The organism is Acidovorax lacteus, from assembly GCF_039540375.1.
GTDB lineage: Bacteria > Pseudomonadota > Gammaproteobacteria > Burkholderiales > Burkholderiaceae_C > Acidovorax_G > Acidovorax_G lacteus.
The window spans coordinates 74,385-91,138 of the sequence record NZ_BAABEX010000008.1 but is presented as its reverse complement, the minus strand read 5'-3'; the positions used below and the strand labels follow the sequence as shown (position 1 = coordinate 91,138).

Sequence of the window (16,754 nt, the reverse complement as noted above, 5' to 3'; positions counted from 1 at the left end):
CCATGACCACGGTGGGTACGGATTACGCGGTGCTGTTTGTGTGCATGGGCAACATCTGCCGAAGCCCCACCGCCCACGGCGTATTCCGAGCGATGGTGCAGGCGCAGGGGCTGGCAGAGCGGGTGCAGGTGGATTCGGCGGGCACGCACGACTTTCATGTGGGCGAGCCGCCCGACCGCCGCGCCCAGGCCCATGCCGAACGCCGCGGCTACCGGCTGCACGACCTGCGCGCGCGTGCGCTGGCGCCCGAGGACTTCGAGCACTTCGACCTGGTACTGGCCATGGACTGGGACAACCTGGCCCTGGCCCAGGAGCTGTGCCCGCCGGGGCGCGAAGGCCGCCTGCGCCGCCTGACCGAGTTCTGCCAGCAGTCCGACAGCCCGGTGGTGCCCGACCCATACTACGGCGGTGCGGCTGGCTTCGAGCAGGTCCTGGACCTGGTCGAAGACGCCTGTGCCGGTCTGCTTCAGCATGTGCGGGCGCGGTTGGCCGCGCGCGACTTGCCAGCGGACGGCGCTGCGCGCCACTAAGGCCCCGGCTCAGCCCACGCCACACACCGGCCCAGACAGCACCGGCCCGCCATCGCGCACGTTCTTGGCCTCGGCCACGGCCATGTCGCGTGGCAGGGTCACGCCGTTCTTCACGGCCAAAATCTCCGCCATCACGCTCACGGCAATCTCGGGCGGCGTCTTGCTGCCGATGTAAATGCCGATCGGGCCACGCAGGCGCTGCAGGCTGGCTTCGGTCTGGCCAAAGTGCTCGATCAAGCGGGCGCGGCGCGCCTCGTTGTTGCGGCGCGAGCCGATGCCGCCCACGTAGAAGGCCTCGGTCTGCAGGGCTTCGAGCAGCGCCAGGTCGTCGAGCTTGGGGTCGTGCGTGAGCGCCACCACGCACGTGCGCCGGTCGGGGTGGAACGAGAGCACCACGTCGTCAGGCATCTCGCGCGTGAGGGTCACGCCCGGCACATTCCAGGCCCGGCTGTACTCTTCGCGCGGGTCGCACACCGTCACGGAAAAGCCGCTGAACAGCGCCATGGTGGCCAGATACTCGGTGAGCTGCCCTGCGCCAATCAGCAGCATGCGGTATTCGGGACCGAAGGTGTTGGTCAGGTGCTCGGGCGTGAGCACGAGGTCTGCAGGCGCCTGGGCAGGCGTGAGCGTGACCTGCCCGTCGGCCAGGCGCACGCTGCGCTGCATCAACCGGCCTTCGCCCAGCGCCGCGACCAGTGCGGCCAGCGCCCCCGGGTCGGGGTCGTATTCGAGCAGCAGTTCCAGCGTGCCGCCGCAGGGCAGCCCAAAGCGGTGGGCCTCGTCGGCTGTTACGCCATACTTCACGAAGCTCGGGGGGCCACTCGGAATGCAGTGGTCCAGCCCCCGGTCGGCTGTACCCGAACCGCCCGCATACGCACGGGTGTGGCGGTCGATCAGGTCGTCTTCGATACAGCCGCCCGACACCGAACCCACCACCGCACCGTCTTCGCACAAGGCCATGATGGAGCCCACCGGCCGGGGCGACGAGCCCCAGGTGCGTACCACGGTGGCCAGCAGCGCGCGGCGGCCCGCGCTGCGCCAGCGCAGCAGGGTGCGCAACACGGTCACATCGAGGTTGTCCATGCGCGGCTCCGCTCCATTGCCGTCAGCGCAGCCAGAGCGCCAAGCCCACCAGCACGGCCGCGCCCGCCACCCATACCCAGGCGGGAATGCCGCCAGCCCCAGAGGCAGGGGGCGCCACCGGGGCAGGCGCTGCCGGGGCAGTGCCCGCATCGCCCGCGGCAGGCGCTCCTTCTGCGGCACCCGGGGCCGCTTCGGGCATGGGCAGTGGCGGATGGCGCTCGCGCATGCGGTCGTCAAAGCGCTTGAAGAAGTCTTCGGCCATGCCCTTGGCAGCGCCGTCGATCAGGCGCTGGCCCAGCTGCGCGATCTTGCCGCCCACGGTGGCGTGCACGGTGTAGTGCAACTCGCAGCGCGGCTGGCCCGGCGGCTCGTCGGGCAGCGGTTCGAGCCGCACCTGCGCCTGGCCCTTGCCGAAACCCGCCACGCCGCCCTGCCCGTCAAACGCGATGGTGTAGCGCTCGGGCGGTGCGATGTCGGAGAGCTGGATCTTGCCCGCGAACTTGGCCGACACCGGGCCGATCTTGAGCGCCATGCCCACGGCGTACTGGTTCTCGCCCGTGGCCTCGACCTTGTCGCAGCCGGGGATGCACTGTTTGAGCACCTCGGGGTCGTTGAGCGCGTCCCAGGCCTGCTGTTGCGACACGGCCAGGGTGCGGCTGGCTTGCATTTCCATGGTGGGGTTCCTTCAGCGGCAGTCGGTGATACGGTGGATTCAGGGAAGCGCAGCGCGCGCAATGGCCTGGGGTGCCAGGCCGCGCGGCGCGCTGCGCAGCAGTTGGGCCAGGTGCTCGGCCAGCGCCTGCAGGCTGTGCAGGTTGTGCACGGCCAGCATGGCGTCGCAGGCGCGGTGCAGGGCCGCAGCACCGCGCGCGCTGGGCGCATAGCCGTCAAAGCGCAGCAGCGGGTTGAGCCACACCAGCCGCGCGCAGTGGCGGCGCAGCCAGGCGAGTTCTTGCGCCAGCGCCTCGGGCGTGCCGGTGTCGAGGCCGTCGCTCACCACCAGCACCAGCGTGCGGCGGCCAACCAGGCGGCGGGCATGGCGCATGCGCAACGTGCCCAGGCTCTCGCCCAGCCGGGTGCCGCCGCCAAAGTCAGGCAGGCTGCGCGCGGCTTGCAGCAGCATGGCGTCGGTGTCGGCCAGAGCAAACGCCGGGGTCAGGTCGGTGAGCTGGGTGCCAAAGGCCATGACGTCGCGCCGCAGGCCGCGCGGGGCCCCGGCGCGGCCCGGGGCGGTGGCCGCGTGCAGAAAGGACAGCAGCAGGCGGCTGTAGCGCTCCATGGAGCCCGACACATCGACCAGCACCAGCAGCGGCAGCGGCAGGCTGCGGCGCGCGCGGCGCGGCAGCTCCAGGCATTCGCCGCCGTGGCGCAGGCTGCGCCGCAGCAGGGCGGGCCAGTCGGGCACGCTGCCGCGGGCGCCCGGGCTGCGGCGGCGGGCCGCGTATTCGGGCAGGGGCAGCGGCAGCTCGCGCGCCAGGCGCTCCACCAGCCGGTATTCGCTCGCGCTCAGTTGCTGGAAGTCGGCCTGGCGCAGCCGCTCGCGGTCGCTGGCCGTCATCGCGGCGTCGAATTCCACCGGTGTCTCGGCCGCAGGCGGTGCCGACTGCCGGGCCGCGCGCACCGGGGCCAGGGCCTCGGCCACGCGCGGGCGGCGCGGGCTGGGCGCGGCCGGGGCCTGGGCGCTGGGCAGCATCTGGGCCAGCAGCTTCTGTGCAAGGTCGGGGTTGCGGAAGTACGCGGCAAACAGCTCGCGGAACACGCCCCGGTCCTGCTCGCGCGAGACCAGCACGGCTTCGAGCGCGGCGGCCACGTCGTCGCGCCGCAGCGCCACGCACTGCAAGGCCTGCTGGGCCAGCGCGATGCGGGCAGCATCCACCGGCAGACCGGCGCGGCGCAGTGCACGGCCAAAGCCGGTCAGGTTGTCGGCCAGCTTGCCGCGGCGGGCGTCGCCCAGGGCCGGGGCGCGCGGGGGGGCGGCGCTGCTACGGTCAGCGGCCGGGGCCTGCACGGACACCTCAGCCCTCCTGGGGCGCGAGCAGTTGCGCCGTGAGTGCGGGCGTGAGCGCAGCCACGTCCTCGCGCTGCTTGAACAGGATGCCCGCCGTGTCCTGCACCACCTCCGGGTCCACCTGCAAGGTGTCGAGCGCGACCAGGGCCTTGGCCCATTCCACACTTTCGGCCACGCCGGGCGCGCGCTGGAAGGCGTTGGCAAAGGGCTGGCTGCGCAGGCGGGCCACAAAGTCGGCCACCTGGGCCGACAGGGCCTCGGCCGCGCCCGGCACCTGGGCGCGCACGATGGCCAGCTCGCGCTCGCGCTCGGGGTAGTCGAGCCAGTGGTACAGGCAGCGGCGCTTGACGGCGTCGTGCAGGTCGCGCGTGCGGTTGCTGGTCAGCAGCGTGACCGGCGGGTGCGTGGCGCGCACCGTGCCCAGCTCAGGAATCGACACCTGGTATTCGCCCAGGTATTCGAGCAAGAACGCTTCGAAGGGCTCGTCGGCGCGGTCCACCTCGTCGATCAGCAGCACCGCGCCGGGTGGCGGGGCCTGCAGCGCCTCCAGCAGCGGGCGGCGCACCAGGTAGCGGGCCTGGTACAGCTCGCGCTCCAGCGCGCTGGCGTCGGCCCCGCCCTGCCCTTCGGCCAGGCGCAGGTGCAGCAGCTGGGCGGCGTAATTCCATTCGTAAAGGGCTTCGCGCAGCTCCAGCCCGTCGTAGCACTGCAGGCGGATCAGCGGGCGGCCCAGCACCTGCGCGAGCGCCTGGGCCAGCGCCGTCTTGCCCACGCCGGGCTCGCCTTCGAGCAGCAGCGGGCGCTGCAGCCGCAGCGCGAGGAACACGGCCGTGGCCAGCCGCCGGTCGGCAAAGTAGCCCACACGCTCCAGCGCCGTGATGAGCGCGTCCACACTCGCCGGGGTGCCGTCGCCGGGGGACAGGGAAGGAGGCTGGGTGGTGCTCATTGCTATTATTTTGATAGCTGTTCGTGCTTGATTATGAAGCACGAGCAGCCATTTTGATGCCCAACCCGGTGCAGCGTCTGCGCACCGGGACGGGCGCAGGCGTCAGCCCTGCAGCAGCGCGGCCACAGCGCGCTGGGTTTGCACGCTGATGACCTGCGCGCGGTAGGCGGCGCTGGCGTGCAGGTCGCCATTGAGCTCGCTGGCGTCGATGCGCACGGCCGCGGCCGACGCAGGCGTGAAGTTGGCCGTCAGCGCCGCTTCGAGCCCCGCATGGCGGAACACGCAGCTGGCCGCGCCCGTGATGGCCACGCGCACGCCCGCCGCCGTCTGCGCCACGAACACGCCCACCAGCGCAAAGCGCGAGGCCGGCTGGCGGAACTTCATGTAGATGGAGCGCTGCGGAATCGGGAAGCGGATGGCCGTGATCAGCTCGCCTTCTTCCAGGGCCGTGGTGTACATGCCCACAAAGAAGTCGTCGGCCGCGATCTCGCGCCGGTGGGTGATGACGGTGGCCCCAAGCCCGAGCACCGCACTGGGGTAGCAGGCGGCCGGGTCGTTGTTGGCCACCGAGCCGCCCAGCGTGCCGCGGGCGCGCACCTGGCGGTCGCCAATGTGCGCGGCCAGGCCCGCAAGGCCCGGGATGGCCTCGCGCACCACGGGGCTCTGCGCCACATCCATGTGGCGCGTCATCGCGCCGATGACGATGGCGTTGCCCTCGCGGCGGATGCCCGCCAGCTCGGCCACGCCGTTCAGATCGACCAGTTGCCCAGGGTTGGACAGGCGCAGCCGCATGGACGGCAGCAGGCTCTGCCCGCCCGCAATCGGCTTGCCACCGGCGGCGGCCAGCTGCGCGGCCGCTGCGGTGGAGGTGGGGGCTTCGTAAGTGAATGTGTACATGGTCCGGTCCTCCTGTCAGGCCTTGGCGCTTTGGATGGCGTCCCACACGCGCTGGGGCGATGCGGGCATGTCCAGGTCCTTCACGCCCAGCGGGGCCAGTGCGTCGAGCACGGCGTTGATGACTGCGGGCGGTGAGCCGATGGCCCCGGCCTCGCCGCAGCCCTTGGTGCCCAGCGGGTTGTGCGTGCAGGGCGTGCACACATGGCCAAGGCGGAACTCCGGAAAGTCGTCGGCCCGCGGCATGGCGTAGTCCATGAAGCTGCCGGTGAGCAGCTGGCCGGTCTCGCGGTCGTACACGCAGTTTTCCAGCAGCGCCTGGCCAATACCCTGGGCCAGCCCGCCGTGCACCTGGCCCTCGACGATCATCGGGTTGATGATGGTGCCGAAGTCGTCCACTGCGGTGAAGCGGTCCACGCGCACCACGCCCGTGGCCGGGTCCACCTCCACCTCGCAGATGTAGGTGCCCGCGGGGAAGGTGAAGTTGGTCGGGTCGTAGAACGCGGTTTCGTTGAGCCCGGGCTCCAGCTTGTCGAGCGGGTAGTTGTGCGGCACGTAGGCCGTGAGCGCGACCTGCGCGAACGGGATCTTCTTGTCGGTGCCGCGCACGGTGAACTCGCCGCCCGCAAAGTCGATGTCGGCGTCGCTGGCTTCGAGCAGGTGGGCCGCGATCTTCTTGGCCTTGGCCTCGATCTTGTCGAGCGCCTTCATGATGGCCGCGCCGCCCACGCTGATGGAACGCGAACCGTAGGTGCCCATGCCAAAGGGCACGCGGCCCGTGTCGCCGTGCACCACGTCCACGTTCTCGACCGGAATGCCCAGCCGCGCCGCCACCACCTGGGCAAACGTGGTTTCGTGCCCCTGGCCGTGGCTGTGCGAGCCGGTGAACACCGTCACGCTGCCGGTGGGATGTACGCGCACTTCGCCGCACTCAAACAGCCCCGCACGCGCACCCAGCGCCCCGGCAATATTCGACGGCGCGATGCCACAGGCCTCGATGTAGCTGCTGTAGCCGATGCCGCGCTTGAGGCCCTTGGCCTCGCTCGCGGCCTTGCGTGCGGCATAGCCCGCCACGTCGGCCAGCTGCTGCGCCTGCGTCATGCACGCGTGGTAGTCGCCAATGTCGTACTGCAGCGCCACCGGCGTCTGGTACGGAAAGCTGGTGATGAAGTTGCGCTTGCGGATCTCGTCCTGCGACAGCCCCATCTCCCAGCCGCAGCGCGTGACCAGGCGTTCGAGCAGGTAAGTGGCCTCGGGGCGGCCCGCACCGCGGTAGGCGTCCACCGGCGCGGTGTTGGTGAACCAGGCGTCCACCTCCACATAGACCTGCGGCGTGGTGTACTGGCCCGCGAGCAGGGTGGCGTACAGGATGGTGGGCACAGCGCTGGCAAAGGTGCTCAGGTACGCGCCCAGGTTGGCGTCGGTGTGCACGCGCATGGCCAGGAACTTACCGTCCTTGTCCATGGCCATTTCGGCATGGCTCACGTGGTCGCGGCCGTGCGCGTCGCTCACAAACGACTCGCTGCGGTCGGCCACCCACTTGATGTTGCGGTTGAGCTTTTTGGCGGCCCAGGTCAGGCACACGTCTTCTGCGTACAGATAAATCTTGGAGCCGAATCCGCCGCCCACGTCGGGCGCGATCACGCGCACCTTGTGCTCGGGCAGGCCCATCACAAAGGCCGTCATCAACAGCCGCTCGACGTGCGGGTTCTGGTTGCTCACGTACAGCGTGTACTCGTCGTTCGCACGGCTGTAGCTGCCAATGGCCGCACGCGGCTCCATGGCGTTGGGGATCAGGCGGTTGTTGACCAGATCGAGCCGGGTCACATGCGCTGCGTTGGCAAAGGCCGCGTCCACCGCGCCCTTGTCACCAATGGCCCATTTGAAGCAATGGTTGTCGGGCGCAATGTCGTGCACCACCGCCCCGGGCACGGCACCTGCCGCCGCATCGCCCACGGCCACCACGGCAGGCAGCACGTCGTAGTCCACCTCCACCAGTTCGGCCGCGTCGCGGGCCTGCTGCTGGGTGTGCGCCACCACCATGGCCACATGGTCGCCCACATAGCGCACCTTGCCCTGGGCCAGGATGGGGTGTGGCGGCTCCTTCATGGGCTCGCCATTGGTGCTGGTGATGAGCCAGCCACACGGCAGGCCGTTGATGTTGTCGGCCGCCACATCGGCGCCGGTAAACACGCCCAGCACCCCGGGCGCGGCCTTGGCGGCGTCCACGTTGATGCGGGTGATGGCAGCGTGGGCGTGCGGCGAACGCACGAACACCGCATGGCATTGCGCGGCCAGCACCACGTCGTCGGTGTACTGGCCCGCGCCGGTGAGGAAACGGTAGTCTTCCTTGCGCTTGAGCGCCTCGCCGATGTGCGGCAGCTTGGAAAAGTCGGATGCACCCATGGTCGTTCTCCTCTTTTCAGGTCAAGCCGATGCCATGGCCTTCTGGCCCTGTTGCACGGCGCGCACGATGTTCTGGTAGCCCGTGCAACGGCAGATGTTGCCTTCGAGCAGTTCGCGGATCTCGCCCTCGCTGGCGTTGGGATGCTGCTTGCACAGGTCCACCGCGCTCATCACCATGCCGGGTGTGCAGAAGCCGCACTGCAGGCCGTGGCAGTCCTTGAACGCCGCCTGCATGGGGTGCATGGTGCCGTCAGGCGCCGCCATGCCTTCAATGGTGGTCACTTCGGCCCCCTGGGCCTGCACGGCCAGCATCGCGCACGACTTCACCGCGCGGCCATTGACGTGCACGGTGCACGCCCCGCATTGGCTGGTGTCGCAGCCCACATGGGTGCCGGTGAGTTGCAGGTGCTCACGCAGAGCGTGCACCAGCAGGGTGTTGGGGGGTACGTCGAGGCTGGCCGCGCGGCCATTGACGGTGAACTGCACTTGCATCTCGCTGTCTCCTTCGGGGCGTGCTGCGCACGGGGATGGCTGGATTGGCATCCAGCATCTTGGGAGCCGACTGCGCCCACCCCCCTAGGGACAACCCTGAAAAGCGCCCGCAAGTGCGCGGATATTCTCAAAATGAAACATGTTGCAGCGCACATCTGTGCACCATGCAAGGCAACACCTTCCAGGCGCTGCAGCACAGCGCCGATTCGTCCGGGAGTCCCCGATGCTCGCGCCCATCGTGTCCGACGCTGCCGCCCACCGACAGGCTCTTATCGCCCGCGCACGGGAGTGCCTGCAGGCCGGAGCCGTGGCGGCGGTCCATGCGGGGATTGAGCCCTGGATCGTGCGCTCCTGGCAGCGCTGCCTGCAGGCCGGCATGCGGCCGCACCAGCGCGTGAGCTTTGCCCCCGTGAGCAGCGCACAGGCGCACGACGCCACCGAAGCCCACCATGCGCTCGTCACCGCCGCACGCCCGGTCATTGAGCAGCTCACGCGCGCCACCGCCGGCATGCGCTACTTCGCCATGCTGACCAACGCGTACGGCATCGTGGTCGATGTGCAAGGGCCTGTGGATCGGCACGACGCGCGTGCGCGCGCCATCGGGCGCGTGGGCGTGGACCTGAGCGAGGCGGCTGTCGGCACCACGGCCATCGGGGCGGCGCTGACGGAATTGCAGCCCGTGTGGCTGCACCGGGGCGAGCATTTTTGCGACGACAACGCAGCCTTCAGCTGCGCCGGGGCGCCACTGTTCGACCCCGCGGGCCGCTGCATGGGCATGCTGGACCTGACCGGTGTGGAGGTGCCCGAACGGCCCGAGCTGCGCCACCTGGTCGCCCGCTCGGCCCGCGCCATTGAGGATGCGCTTGTCTGCGGCCAGGCGCATGCCCTGCTGCTGCGCCTGAACTGGCCCGGCGGTGCCCTGGGCGGCGAAGGCGTGGGGCTGATGACCCTGGATGCAGAAGGCTTTGTGACCGGTGCCAACACCGCCGCCCGCCAAATGCTGCCCATGCCTTTGCGCCCCCCAGGCTCGGCGCTGCACGCCAGCGACCTGTTTGCCCTGCCCTGGACGCTGCTGATGGACGCTGCCCGCACGCAGCGCCCGGGCGTGATCGACCTGCCGCTGTGGTCGGGGCTGCGCTTGCAGGCGCAGGCGCACGTACAGACCGCGCAGCCTGCCCGGGCGTCCGCGCCCCTGCCAGCCGTTGGCACGTGGGGCGCTGCGCCGCTGCGTGAAACCGAAACGGAACTGATCCGCCGCGCCGTCCAAGACGCCCGGGGCAACGTGGCCGAGGCCGCCCGGGCGCTGGGCATCAGCCGTGCCACGGTGTACCGCAAGCTCGGCGGTGGCGCCCGCAAGCGCTGATACCCAGGACACGCTGCAGGCGCGTGCGCCTCAGTCGCCCGCGCGGGCGATCACCCAGGCGCTTTCATCCACCAGCAATGCCACGCGCCTGCGCGCGCGCAGGCCGCTGTGGGCGGGGGCAAAGCCGACCAGTTGCAAGCCCCCGGCCAGTTGCGCCACCACCTCGTCGCCCCAGTCGCCGCGGGCCACGCGCTGGGCCGTCCCTTGCAGGGCCGCGTCGGCGCAGGCAGCGCCTGAAGCGGCCAGCACACGCACGGCGGTGGCCTTGCACAGCGCCTGCACGGCCAGCCCGGGCTGCAGCGCCAACAGTTCTGCGCTTTCGCGCGTGATGCGCGACCAGATCCGGTCGCCCGGCGAGTTTCCTGCCAGGGGACTGAGCCGCAGGCCTACCCGCACCAGAGCGCCCGAGGCCTCCACCGTTTCGACGGTGCAGGGCAACTGGTTGCGCATGCTGGTGCGCAAGGCCAGACGCGCCAGCGTGCGCAACCCTGCCTGCGGCCCCTGCCACTGCGTCAACAGGGCCGACCGCGCGGTGTCCAGCGTCTGTGCGGCTTCCAGCAGCGAGCGGCCAGCATCGGTCAGGCGCGCACCGCCACCGCCGCTGCCGCCCACCACCCGGTCGAGCAAGGGCACCCCGGCCAGGTTGGTCAGGGTGTCCACCGCCTGCCAGGCGGCCTTGTAGCTCACGCCCGCATCGCGCGCGGCCTGCGAGATCGACCCACAGTCCGCAATGCGCCGCAAGATGGCAATGCGCTTGTCGGCCACGTCCAGGCCCAGCGCATCGCGCAGATGCAATCGTTCGTCCATGGCCCCATCATGCCCGGGGCCATGGCTATACTGGCGCTATTCCATTCAAGAATAGCGGGACATTGATCCACGCTTTGCACCCATGCCCTTGCGTCCGCGCCTGATCGCCTCTGCTCCGCCCCGCACCTCGGCGCTCCTGGGCGGCTCGCGGCGCGCGTGGCTGGCACTTGCCATGGCCACAGGCTTGGCGGTCGGCAGCGCGCAAGCGCAAACAACACCCACCGGGCCCGTTCTGGTGGCCGTGGCGGCCAATTTCACGGCCCCCATGCAGCAGATGGCCGCGGACTTCGAGCGCGAGACCGGCCACCGCGTGCAGCTGGCCTTCGGCGCCACCGGCAAGTTCTACGCCCAGATCACGCAGGGCGCGCCCTTCCACGTGCTGCTGTCGGCCGACGACACCACCCCGGCACGCCTCGCGCAAGAAGGCAAGGCGGTCGCGGACTCGCGTTTCGTGTACGCCGTGGGGCGGCTGGTGCTGTGGAGCCCGGAGCCTGGCGTGGTGGACGCCCAGGGGCAGGTGCTGCGCGACGGGACGCAGCGCCACCTGGCGATTGCGCAGCCGCGTGTGGCCCCCTACGGCGCAGCCGCGATGCAGGTGCTGGACGCGCTGGGCGTGCGCGCCCGGTGGGAGCCGCGTCTGGTCACCGGCGAAAGCATCGGCCAGGCCTACCAGTTCGTGGCCACCGGCAACGCGCCGCTGGGCTTCGTGGCGCTGTCGCAGGTGCAGCAGCAGGGCCGTATCGCCCGCGGCTCGGCCTGGGTGGTGCCCGAGTCGCTGCACGCCCCACTGCGCCAGGAGGCCGTGCTGCTCAAGCCCGGGCAAGGCCATGCCGGTGCGCGCGCGCTGCTGCAGTACCTGCGCACGCCCGCGGCCCAGGCGGTGATACGCGCCTTTGGCTACGGGGTCTGACGCACCCATGCTGACCTCGGCCGACTGGGCGGCGATCACGCTCACGCTGCAGCTGGCCACGGTCACCACCGTGCTGCTGCTGGTGCTGTGCACACCGCTGGCCTGGTGGCTGGCCCGCACCCGGTCTCGCTGGCGCGGGCCGGTGTCTGCGGTGGTGGCACTGCCCCTGGTGCTGCCCCCCACCGTGATTGGCTTTTATCTGCTCGTGGCTCTGGGCCCCAACGGTCCCTTGGGCCCGCTGCTGGGGCTTGTGGGCATTCCGGCCCTGCCCTTCACCTTTGCGGGCCTGGTGGTGGGCTCGCTGGTGTATTCGCTGCCCTTTGCGGTACAGCCGCTGCAGCACGCATTCGAGTCCATCGGCGAGCGCCCGCTCGAAGCCGCGGCCACGCTCGGAGCCGGGCCGCTCGACCGCTTCTTCACCGTGGCGCTGCCGCTGGCGCGGCCTGGATTCGTCACCGCGGGCATCCTAAGCTTTGCGCACACCATCGGCGAGTTTGGCGTCGTGCTGATGATTGGCGGCAACATCCCGGGCGTCACGCGCGTGATCTCGGTGCAGATCTACGACCACGTCGAGGCGCTCGACTACCAGCGCGCACATGTGCTGGCGGCGGGCATGCTGGTGTTTTCGTTCCTGGTGTTGCTGCTGCTGCAACGCGCACGGCGCGGACGGGGGGCGCTGGCATGACCGCACATGCGGAGCTTCTGCAGGCCCGGCTGCAACTGAATCGCCCTGATGGGTTTGCGCTCGACGTCAACCTGCAGTTGCCCGGGCGCGGCGTGAGCGTGCTGTTCGGGCCATCCGGTTGTGGCAAAACCAGCTGCCTGCGGGCCATCGCCGGGCTGCTGCGTACGCCGGGCGGCCGCGTGTCGCTGGGCGCGGACGTCTGGCAGGACGACGCGGCCCGGGCATGGGTGCCGCCACACCTGCGGCGGGTCGGGTACGTATTCCAGGAAGCCAGTCTGTTCGAGCACCTGAGCGTGGCCGGCAATCTGGACTACGCCCGCAAACGCGCACCAGCGGGCGCAGCCCAGGTGGCGCTGGCCGACGCCATCGCGCTGCTTGGTATCGAACGCCTGATGGAGCGCCGCCCCGCCACTTTGTCGGGCGGCGAACGCCAGCGCGTGGCGATCGCGCGCGCCCTGGCCGCGCAGCCCCGCCTGCTGCTGCTGGACGAACCCCTGGCCGCGCTGGACGCGGCGCGCAAGGCCGAGCTGCTGCCCTACCTGGAGGGCCTGGTGCAGCGCCTCGACCTGCCAGTGGTGTACGTGAGCCACTCCATCGAAGAGGTGGCCCGGCTTGCGCAACACCTGGTGCTGATGGACGCGGGCCGCGTGCGCGCCAGCGGCCCGGCCGCCGAGGTGATGGCCGCCACCGACGGACCGCTGGCCGAGGCCGATCTGGCGGGCGCTTTGGTGGACGGCACGGTGGTAGGCCACGATCCGCACGACGGTATCACCGAAGTGGCGTTTGCCGGAGGGCGGCTGCTGATCACGCCCGCCCACACCCCGGCGGTAGGCACCCGTGTGCGGCTGCGCATTCCTGCGCGCGACGTGAGCCTGTCGCTCACGGCGCCCAGCCACAGCAGCATCCTGAACGTGGTGCCTGTCACCGTCACGGCCCTGGCGCCCGCAGGCCCGGGGCAGACCACCGTGGCGCTGGAGGCCTCTGGCGTGCGACTGCTCGCACGCGTCACGCAGCGCTCTGTCCGTGCGCTGGGGCTGGCCCCAGGCCTTGCGGTGTTTGCGCAGGTCAAGGGCGTGGCCATCGCCCGCTGAGGGCGCGGCGCACCGCCCCCGGCTTCAGCGCTGCGCGTTGGGGAAGAACAGTTGCTCGCCGCCGATCTTGTAGTCGGCAATCACCTTCTGCCCAGCGGGCGAGACCACCCAGTCCACAAACTTCTGCGCATCCTGCGCCTTGACATGCGGGTGCTTGGCCGGGTTCACCACCATCACGCCGTACTGGTTGAACAGGCGCTTGTCCCCCTCCACCAGCACGGCCAGATCGGCCCGATTCTTGAAGTTGAGCCAGGTGCCGCGGTCGGCCAGCACATAGGCACCGCTGGAGGCCGCAATGTTGAGCGCAGGCCCCATGCCGCAACCGCACTCGCGGTAGCCGCTGCCTTTGGCGTTGTCCAGGTTGGCCTGCTTCCAGTAGCGCAGCTCGGCCGCATGGGTGCCGCTCTTGTCGCCGCGCGAGATGAACGGGGCATTGCCCGCAGCCAGCTTTTGCAGCGCCTGCACGATGTCTTTGCCGCGCGCGCCTGCGGGGTCGGCCTTGGGGCCGATCAGGATGAAGTCGTTGTACATCACCGCAAAGCGCTGCACGCCAAAGCCGTCGGCCACAAATTTTTCCTCGGCCGCCTGGTCGTGCACAAACAGCACGTCGGCGTCGCCACGCCGCGCCATGTCAAGCGCCTGCCCGGTGCCCAGGGCCACCACCTTCACATCCAGGCCCGATGCCTGCTTGAACGCGGGCAGCAGGTGCGCAAACAGGCCCGACTGCTCGGTGGAGGTGGTCGAGGCCATGGTGATGGACTGCGCAGCGGCCTTGCCCATCGCCAGCGCGCCCGACAGGGCCACGGCGCAAACGGCCACTCGGTGCAGCGCCCAACGGCGGGAAGTCGTCATGAGAGTTCTCCTTTGAGAAAGAGCTGGGCCGCCTCGGGCAGCGGCCCCTGAAAAAAGTCGTGCACCGGGCGGTCGGCCAGCACGCGGCCGCGTTCGAGGTACAGCACCCGGCTGGCCAGGCGCTTGACCTGACCGAGGTTGTGGCTGGCAAACACCATGGTCATGGGCTGCTGTGGTCCTGCCTGCCCGTGGCCCTGCGCAAAGTCGGCCATCAGGGCTTCGACCTCGCGCTTGGCGTGCGGGTCCAGGCTGGCCGTGGGCTCGTCGAGCAGCAGCACATCGGGCCGCAGCGCCCAGGCGCGCGCCAGCGCCAGCCGCTGCTGCTGGCCACCCGACAAGGTGCGCGCATTGCGATGGGCGACGGACTGCAATTCCACCCGATGCAGCGCCGCCAGCGCCGTCTGCCGCGCCTGTTGCCACCGCATGCCGCGCAGCCACAGCCCCAGGGCCACGTTGTGCTGGGCCGAGGCCCGCAGCAGGTAGGGCCGCTGAAACAGCATCGCCTCGCGCAAGCCCGTGTCGCGCACCACCTGCCCGGCCGTGGGCGGCAGCAGGCCATGCAGCACCCGCAGCAGCGAACTCTTGCCGCTGCCGTTGGCACCAATCAGCGCCACGCGCTCGCCGGCCTGGAGGGTAAGGTTCACACCGTCCAGCACCTGTACAGAGCCCAGGCGCAGGCCCACGTCGTGCAGGCGCACCCAGGGTGCGGCGGTCACGGCAGGCGCGCTCATGCCAGGGCCTCCGGCGCCAGCCCGCGGTCGCCCGCCCGGGCAGCCCATCGCCGCAGCAGGCCCACCAGCGCATGCAGCAAGAGCACCACGGACAGCAGCACCAGCCCCAACGCCAGCGCCAAGGGCAGGTCGCCCTTGCTGGTCTCCAGCGCAATCGCCGTGGTCATCACGCGCGTGAAGCCGTCGATGTTGCCGCCCACGATCATCACCGCACCCACCTCCGAAATCGCACGTCCGAAGGCCGTCACCAGCACCATGAGCAAGGCCAGGCGTTCGTCCCAGGCCAGCAGCAGGCTGCGCAGCAGGCCCCCGGCGCCCAGCGACTGCAATTGTTCGCCGTGGTCGCGCTCGGCGGCTTCGACCACCTGCCGGGTCAGGGCCGTGACCAGCGGCAGCACGAGCACCGCCTGCGCCAGCACCATGGCCTTGAAGCTGAACAGCCAGCCCAGGTGCCCCAGCGGCCCGCTGCGCGACAGCAGCAAATACACCACCAGCCCCACCACCACCGAGGGCACGGCCAGCGCGGTGTTCAGCACCAGCAGCACCGCGCCCCGCCCCCGAAAGCGGGCAACCCCCAGCCATGCGCCCAGCAGCAGGCCAAAGCCGCTGGCCAGCGCGCAGGCGGTGGCGCTCACGGCCAGCGAGCGCCCCACGATGGACAGCAGCACCGGGTCGGCAGAGAGGGTGAGCGCGAGCGCCGTCTGGACGCTTTCGGTGAAGGTGGACATCGGTGCGCTATCGTAGGCACCGTGCCAATCTCCAGCGATATGAACATCCGTGCATAGGGTCCAGCTCCACTACTCGATTGGCCGCGAAGCCACCGACGCCCGCACCGTGCTCAACCCGCTGCCCGCGCTGCTGCAGGCCGTGGCGCAGCAGGGCTCGATCTCGGGCGCGGCCCGCTCGCTCGGGCTGTCGTACCGCCATGTGTGGGGCGCACTCAAACGCTGGGAAGTGGAGCTGGGCAACGAGCTGCTGCACTGGGACAAAGGGCACGCCGCGCAACTGAGCGACTTTGGCCGCAAGCTGCTGTGGGCCGAACAGCAAGCGCAGGCACGGCTCGCACCGCAGATTGCGGCCCTGCAGGCCGACCTGGAACGCGCCTTGGCCCTGGCCTTCGACCCGCACACCCACGTGCTGCCGCTGTACGCCAGCCACGACGATGCGCTGCCCCTGCTGCGCAGCGTAGCGGCCAACGCCGAACGCCCGGCGCCCGTGCACCTGGACATCCGATTCACCGGCAGCGTGGACGCCATCCGGGCACTGAACGAAGGGCGCTGCACGGTCGCGGGCTTCCATCTGCCCGTGGCACCGCCGCCCACCTCGCTGCACGCGGTGGTGTACCGACCGCTGCTGCAGCCGGGCCAGCACAAGCTGATCGGCTTCACCACTCGGGCCCTGGGGCTGATCGTGCCCGCGGGCAACCCCCTGGCGCTGCACAGCCTGGACGATGTGGTGCGCCAGCGCGCGACGCTGTGCAACCGGCCCCTGGGCACCGGCACCCGCCTCATGCTGGACAGCCTGCTGCAATCCGCCGCGCTGCTGCCGCGGCATGTGCAGGGCTACGACCAGGTGGAGCCTTCGCACGACGCTGCCGCGCAGGCGGTGGCCAGCGCGCAGGCCGACGTGGCCCTGGGCATTGCCCCGGCGGCGCACCGCCGCGGGCTTGGCTTTGTACCGCTCGTGCAGGAGCGCTACTACCTGGTCTGCCTGCGCAGCCAGATCGACAGCCCCGGCATGCTGCGGCTGCGGCAGGTGATGTCCGAGCCCGCATGGCACGCACTGTGCCGCCAGCTCGAAGGTTACGCCCCCTCGGACAGCGGGCAAGTGCTCAGCCTTCACCGCGAGCTGCCCTGGTGGACGTTCCGGCGGCCCAAGCGCGCCACCACCGCTCAGTAGTAACCCTGATTACTCCTTTTTTGGTAGCAACAAACTCATACTGGACAAGCACAAACC

17 protein-coding genes are annotated in these 16,754 nt (G+C 70.4%); 6 read left to right on the top strand and 11 right to left on the bottom strand.

Annotation, left to right across the window (positions count from 1 at the left end; genetic code table 11):
* Positions 1–2 precede the first annotated feature (2 nt).
* Positions 3–530, top strand: a complete 528-nt coding sequence (locus tag ABD866_RS07310) for a low molecular weight protein-tyrosine-phosphatase (protein WP_345062692.1) — start codon at positions 3–5, stop codon at positions 528–530.
* Between the two features lie 9 nt (positions 531–539).
* Here ABD866_RS07310 and ABD866_RS07305 read toward each other — a convergent pair whose 3' ends face one another.
* From ABD866_RS07305 to ABD866_RS07275, 7 genes are all read right to left on the bottom strand, one after another.
* On the bottom strand, positions 540–1,613 hold the full coding sequence (locus tag ABD866_RS07305; RefSeq protein ID WP_345062690.1) for an XdhC family protein: 1,074 nt from the start codon (positions 1,611–1,613) through the stop codon (positions 540–542).
* A 22-nt stretch (positions 1,614–1,635) separates the two neighbouring features.
* Positions 1,636–2,286, bottom strand: coding sequence for an SRPBCC family protein (locus tag ABD866_RS07300; protein ID WP_345062688.1), 651 nt, complete (start codon positions 2,284–2,286; stop codon positions 1,636–1,638).
* 39 nt (positions 2,287–2,325) lie between these two features.
* Positions 2,326–3,621 (bottom strand): vWA domain-containing protein, encoded by a 1,296-nt coding sequence (locus tag ABD866_RS07295; RefSeq protein WP_345062766.1) that lies wholly within the window; start codon positions 3,619–3,621, stop codon positions 2,326–2,328.
* Between the two features lie 7 nt (positions 3,622–3,628).
* The gene (locus ABD866_RS07290; protein ID WP_345062686.1) at positions 3,629–4,567 is read right to left on the bottom strand and encodes an AAA family ATPase; all 939 of its coding nucleotides are present in this window, start codon (positions 4,565–4,567) and stop codon (positions 3,629–3,631) included.
* A gap of 102 nt (positions 4,568–4,669) precedes the next feature.
* Positions 4,670–5,464, bottom strand: coding sequence for an FAD binding domain-containing protein (locus ABD866_RS07285; protein WP_345062684.1), 795 nt, complete (start codon positions 5,462–5,464; stop codon positions 4,670–4,672).
* A gap of 15 nt (positions 5,465–5,479) precedes the next feature.
* A complete protein-coding gene (locus ABD866_RS07280; protein ID WP_345062682.1) occupies positions 5,480–7,867 on the bottom strand; it encodes a xanthine dehydrogenase family protein molybdopterin-binding subunit in 2,388 nt (795 codons plus the stop codon).
* 21 nt (positions 7,868–7,888) lie between these two features.
* On the bottom strand, positions 7,889–8,359 hold the full coding sequence (locus ABD866_RS07275) for a (2Fe-2S)-binding protein (RefSeq protein ID WP_345062680.1): 471 nt from the start codon (positions 8,357–8,359) through the stop codon (positions 7,889–7,891).
* Positions 8,360–8,582: 223 nt separating this feature from the next.
* On the opposite strand from ABD866_RS07275, the gene ABD866_RS07270 reads away from it, so the two are divergent.
* Positions 8,583–9,722 (top strand): helix-turn-helix domain-containing protein, encoded by a 1,140-nt coding sequence (locus ABD866_RS07270; protein ID WP_345062678.1) that lies wholly within the window; start codon positions 8,583–8,585, stop codon positions 9,720–9,722.
* A gap of 30 nt (positions 9,723–9,752) precedes the next feature.
* Here ABD866_RS07270 and ABD866_RS07265 read toward each other — a convergent pair whose 3' ends face one another.
* A complete protein-coding gene (locus ABD866_RS07265; protein ID WP_345062676.1) occupies positions 9,753–10,529 on the bottom strand; it encodes a TOBE domain-containing protein in 777 nt (258 codons plus the stop codon).
* Between the two features lie 172 nt (positions 10,530–10,701).
* Between ABD866_RS07265 and modA the strand changes: the two genes are divergently transcribed.
* Genes modA through modC form a run of 3 tightly spaced genes read left to right on the top strand, consistent with a single transcriptional unit; the run spans position 10,702 to position 13,215 of the window.
* The gene (gene modA / locus ABD866_RS07260) at positions 10,702–11,439 is read left to right on the top strand and encodes a molybdate ABC transporter substrate-binding protein (RefSeq protein WP_345062765.1); all 738 of its coding nucleotides are present in this window, start codon (positions 10,702–10,704) and stop codon (positions 11,437–11,439) included.
* 7 nt (positions 11,440–11,446) lie between these two features.
* Positions 11,447–12,124, top strand: a complete 678-nt coding sequence (gene modB, locus ABD866_RS07255; RefSeq protein WP_345062674.1) for a molybdate ABC transporter permease subunit — start codon at positions 11,447–11,449, stop codon at positions 12,122–12,124.
* Positions 12,121–13,215 carry a molybdenum ABC transporter ATP-binding protein gene (gene modC, locus ABD866_RS07250; protein ID WP_345062672.1) on the top strand — a complete coding sequence of 365 codons (1,095 nt, stop codon included), beginning with the start codon at positions 12,121–12,123 and terminating at the stop codon, positions 13,213–13,215. Before modB ends, modC begins: the two co-directional genes overlap by 4 nt.
* 24 nt (positions 13,216–13,239) lie before the next feature.
* Here modC and ABD866_RS07245 read toward each other — a convergent pair whose 3' ends face one another.
* The 3 genes from ABD866_RS07245 to ABD866_RS07235 all read right to left on the bottom strand — a co-directional run bounded on the left by ABD866_RS07245 (position 13,240) and on the right by ABD866_RS07235 (position 15,526).
* The gene (locus tag ABD866_RS07245) at positions 13,240–13,995 is read right to left on the bottom strand and encodes an ABC transporter substrate-binding protein (RefSeq protein ID WP_425549557.1); all 756 of its coding nucleotides are present in this window, start codon (positions 13,993–13,995) and stop codon (positions 13,240–13,242) included.
* 68 nt (positions 13,996–14,063) lie between these two features.
* Positions 14,064–14,798: an ABC transporter ATP-binding protein gene (locus ABD866_RS07240; RefSeq protein WP_345062668.1), complete on the bottom strand. Its 735-nt coding sequence runs from the start codon at positions 14,796–14,798 to the stop codon at positions 14,064–14,066.
* Positions 14,795–15,526: an ABC transporter permease gene (locus ABD866_RS07235; protein ID WP_345062666.1), complete on the bottom strand. Its 732-nt coding sequence runs from the start codon at positions 15,524–15,526 to the stop codon at positions 14,795–14,797. Before ABD866_RS07235 ends, ABD866_RS07240 begins: the two co-directional genes overlap by 4 nt.
* Before the next feature lie 49 nt (positions 15,527–15,575).
* Here ABD866_RS07235 and ABD866_RS07230 point away from each other — a divergent pair, with 49 nt between their 5' ends.
* Complete coding sequence (locus tag ABD866_RS07230; RefSeq protein ID WP_345062665.1) at positions 15,576–16,697, top strand: substrate-binding domain-containing protein; 1,122 nt, start codon at positions 15,576–15,578, stop codon at positions 16,695–16,697.
* Positions 16,698–16,754 lie beyond the last annotated feature (57 nt).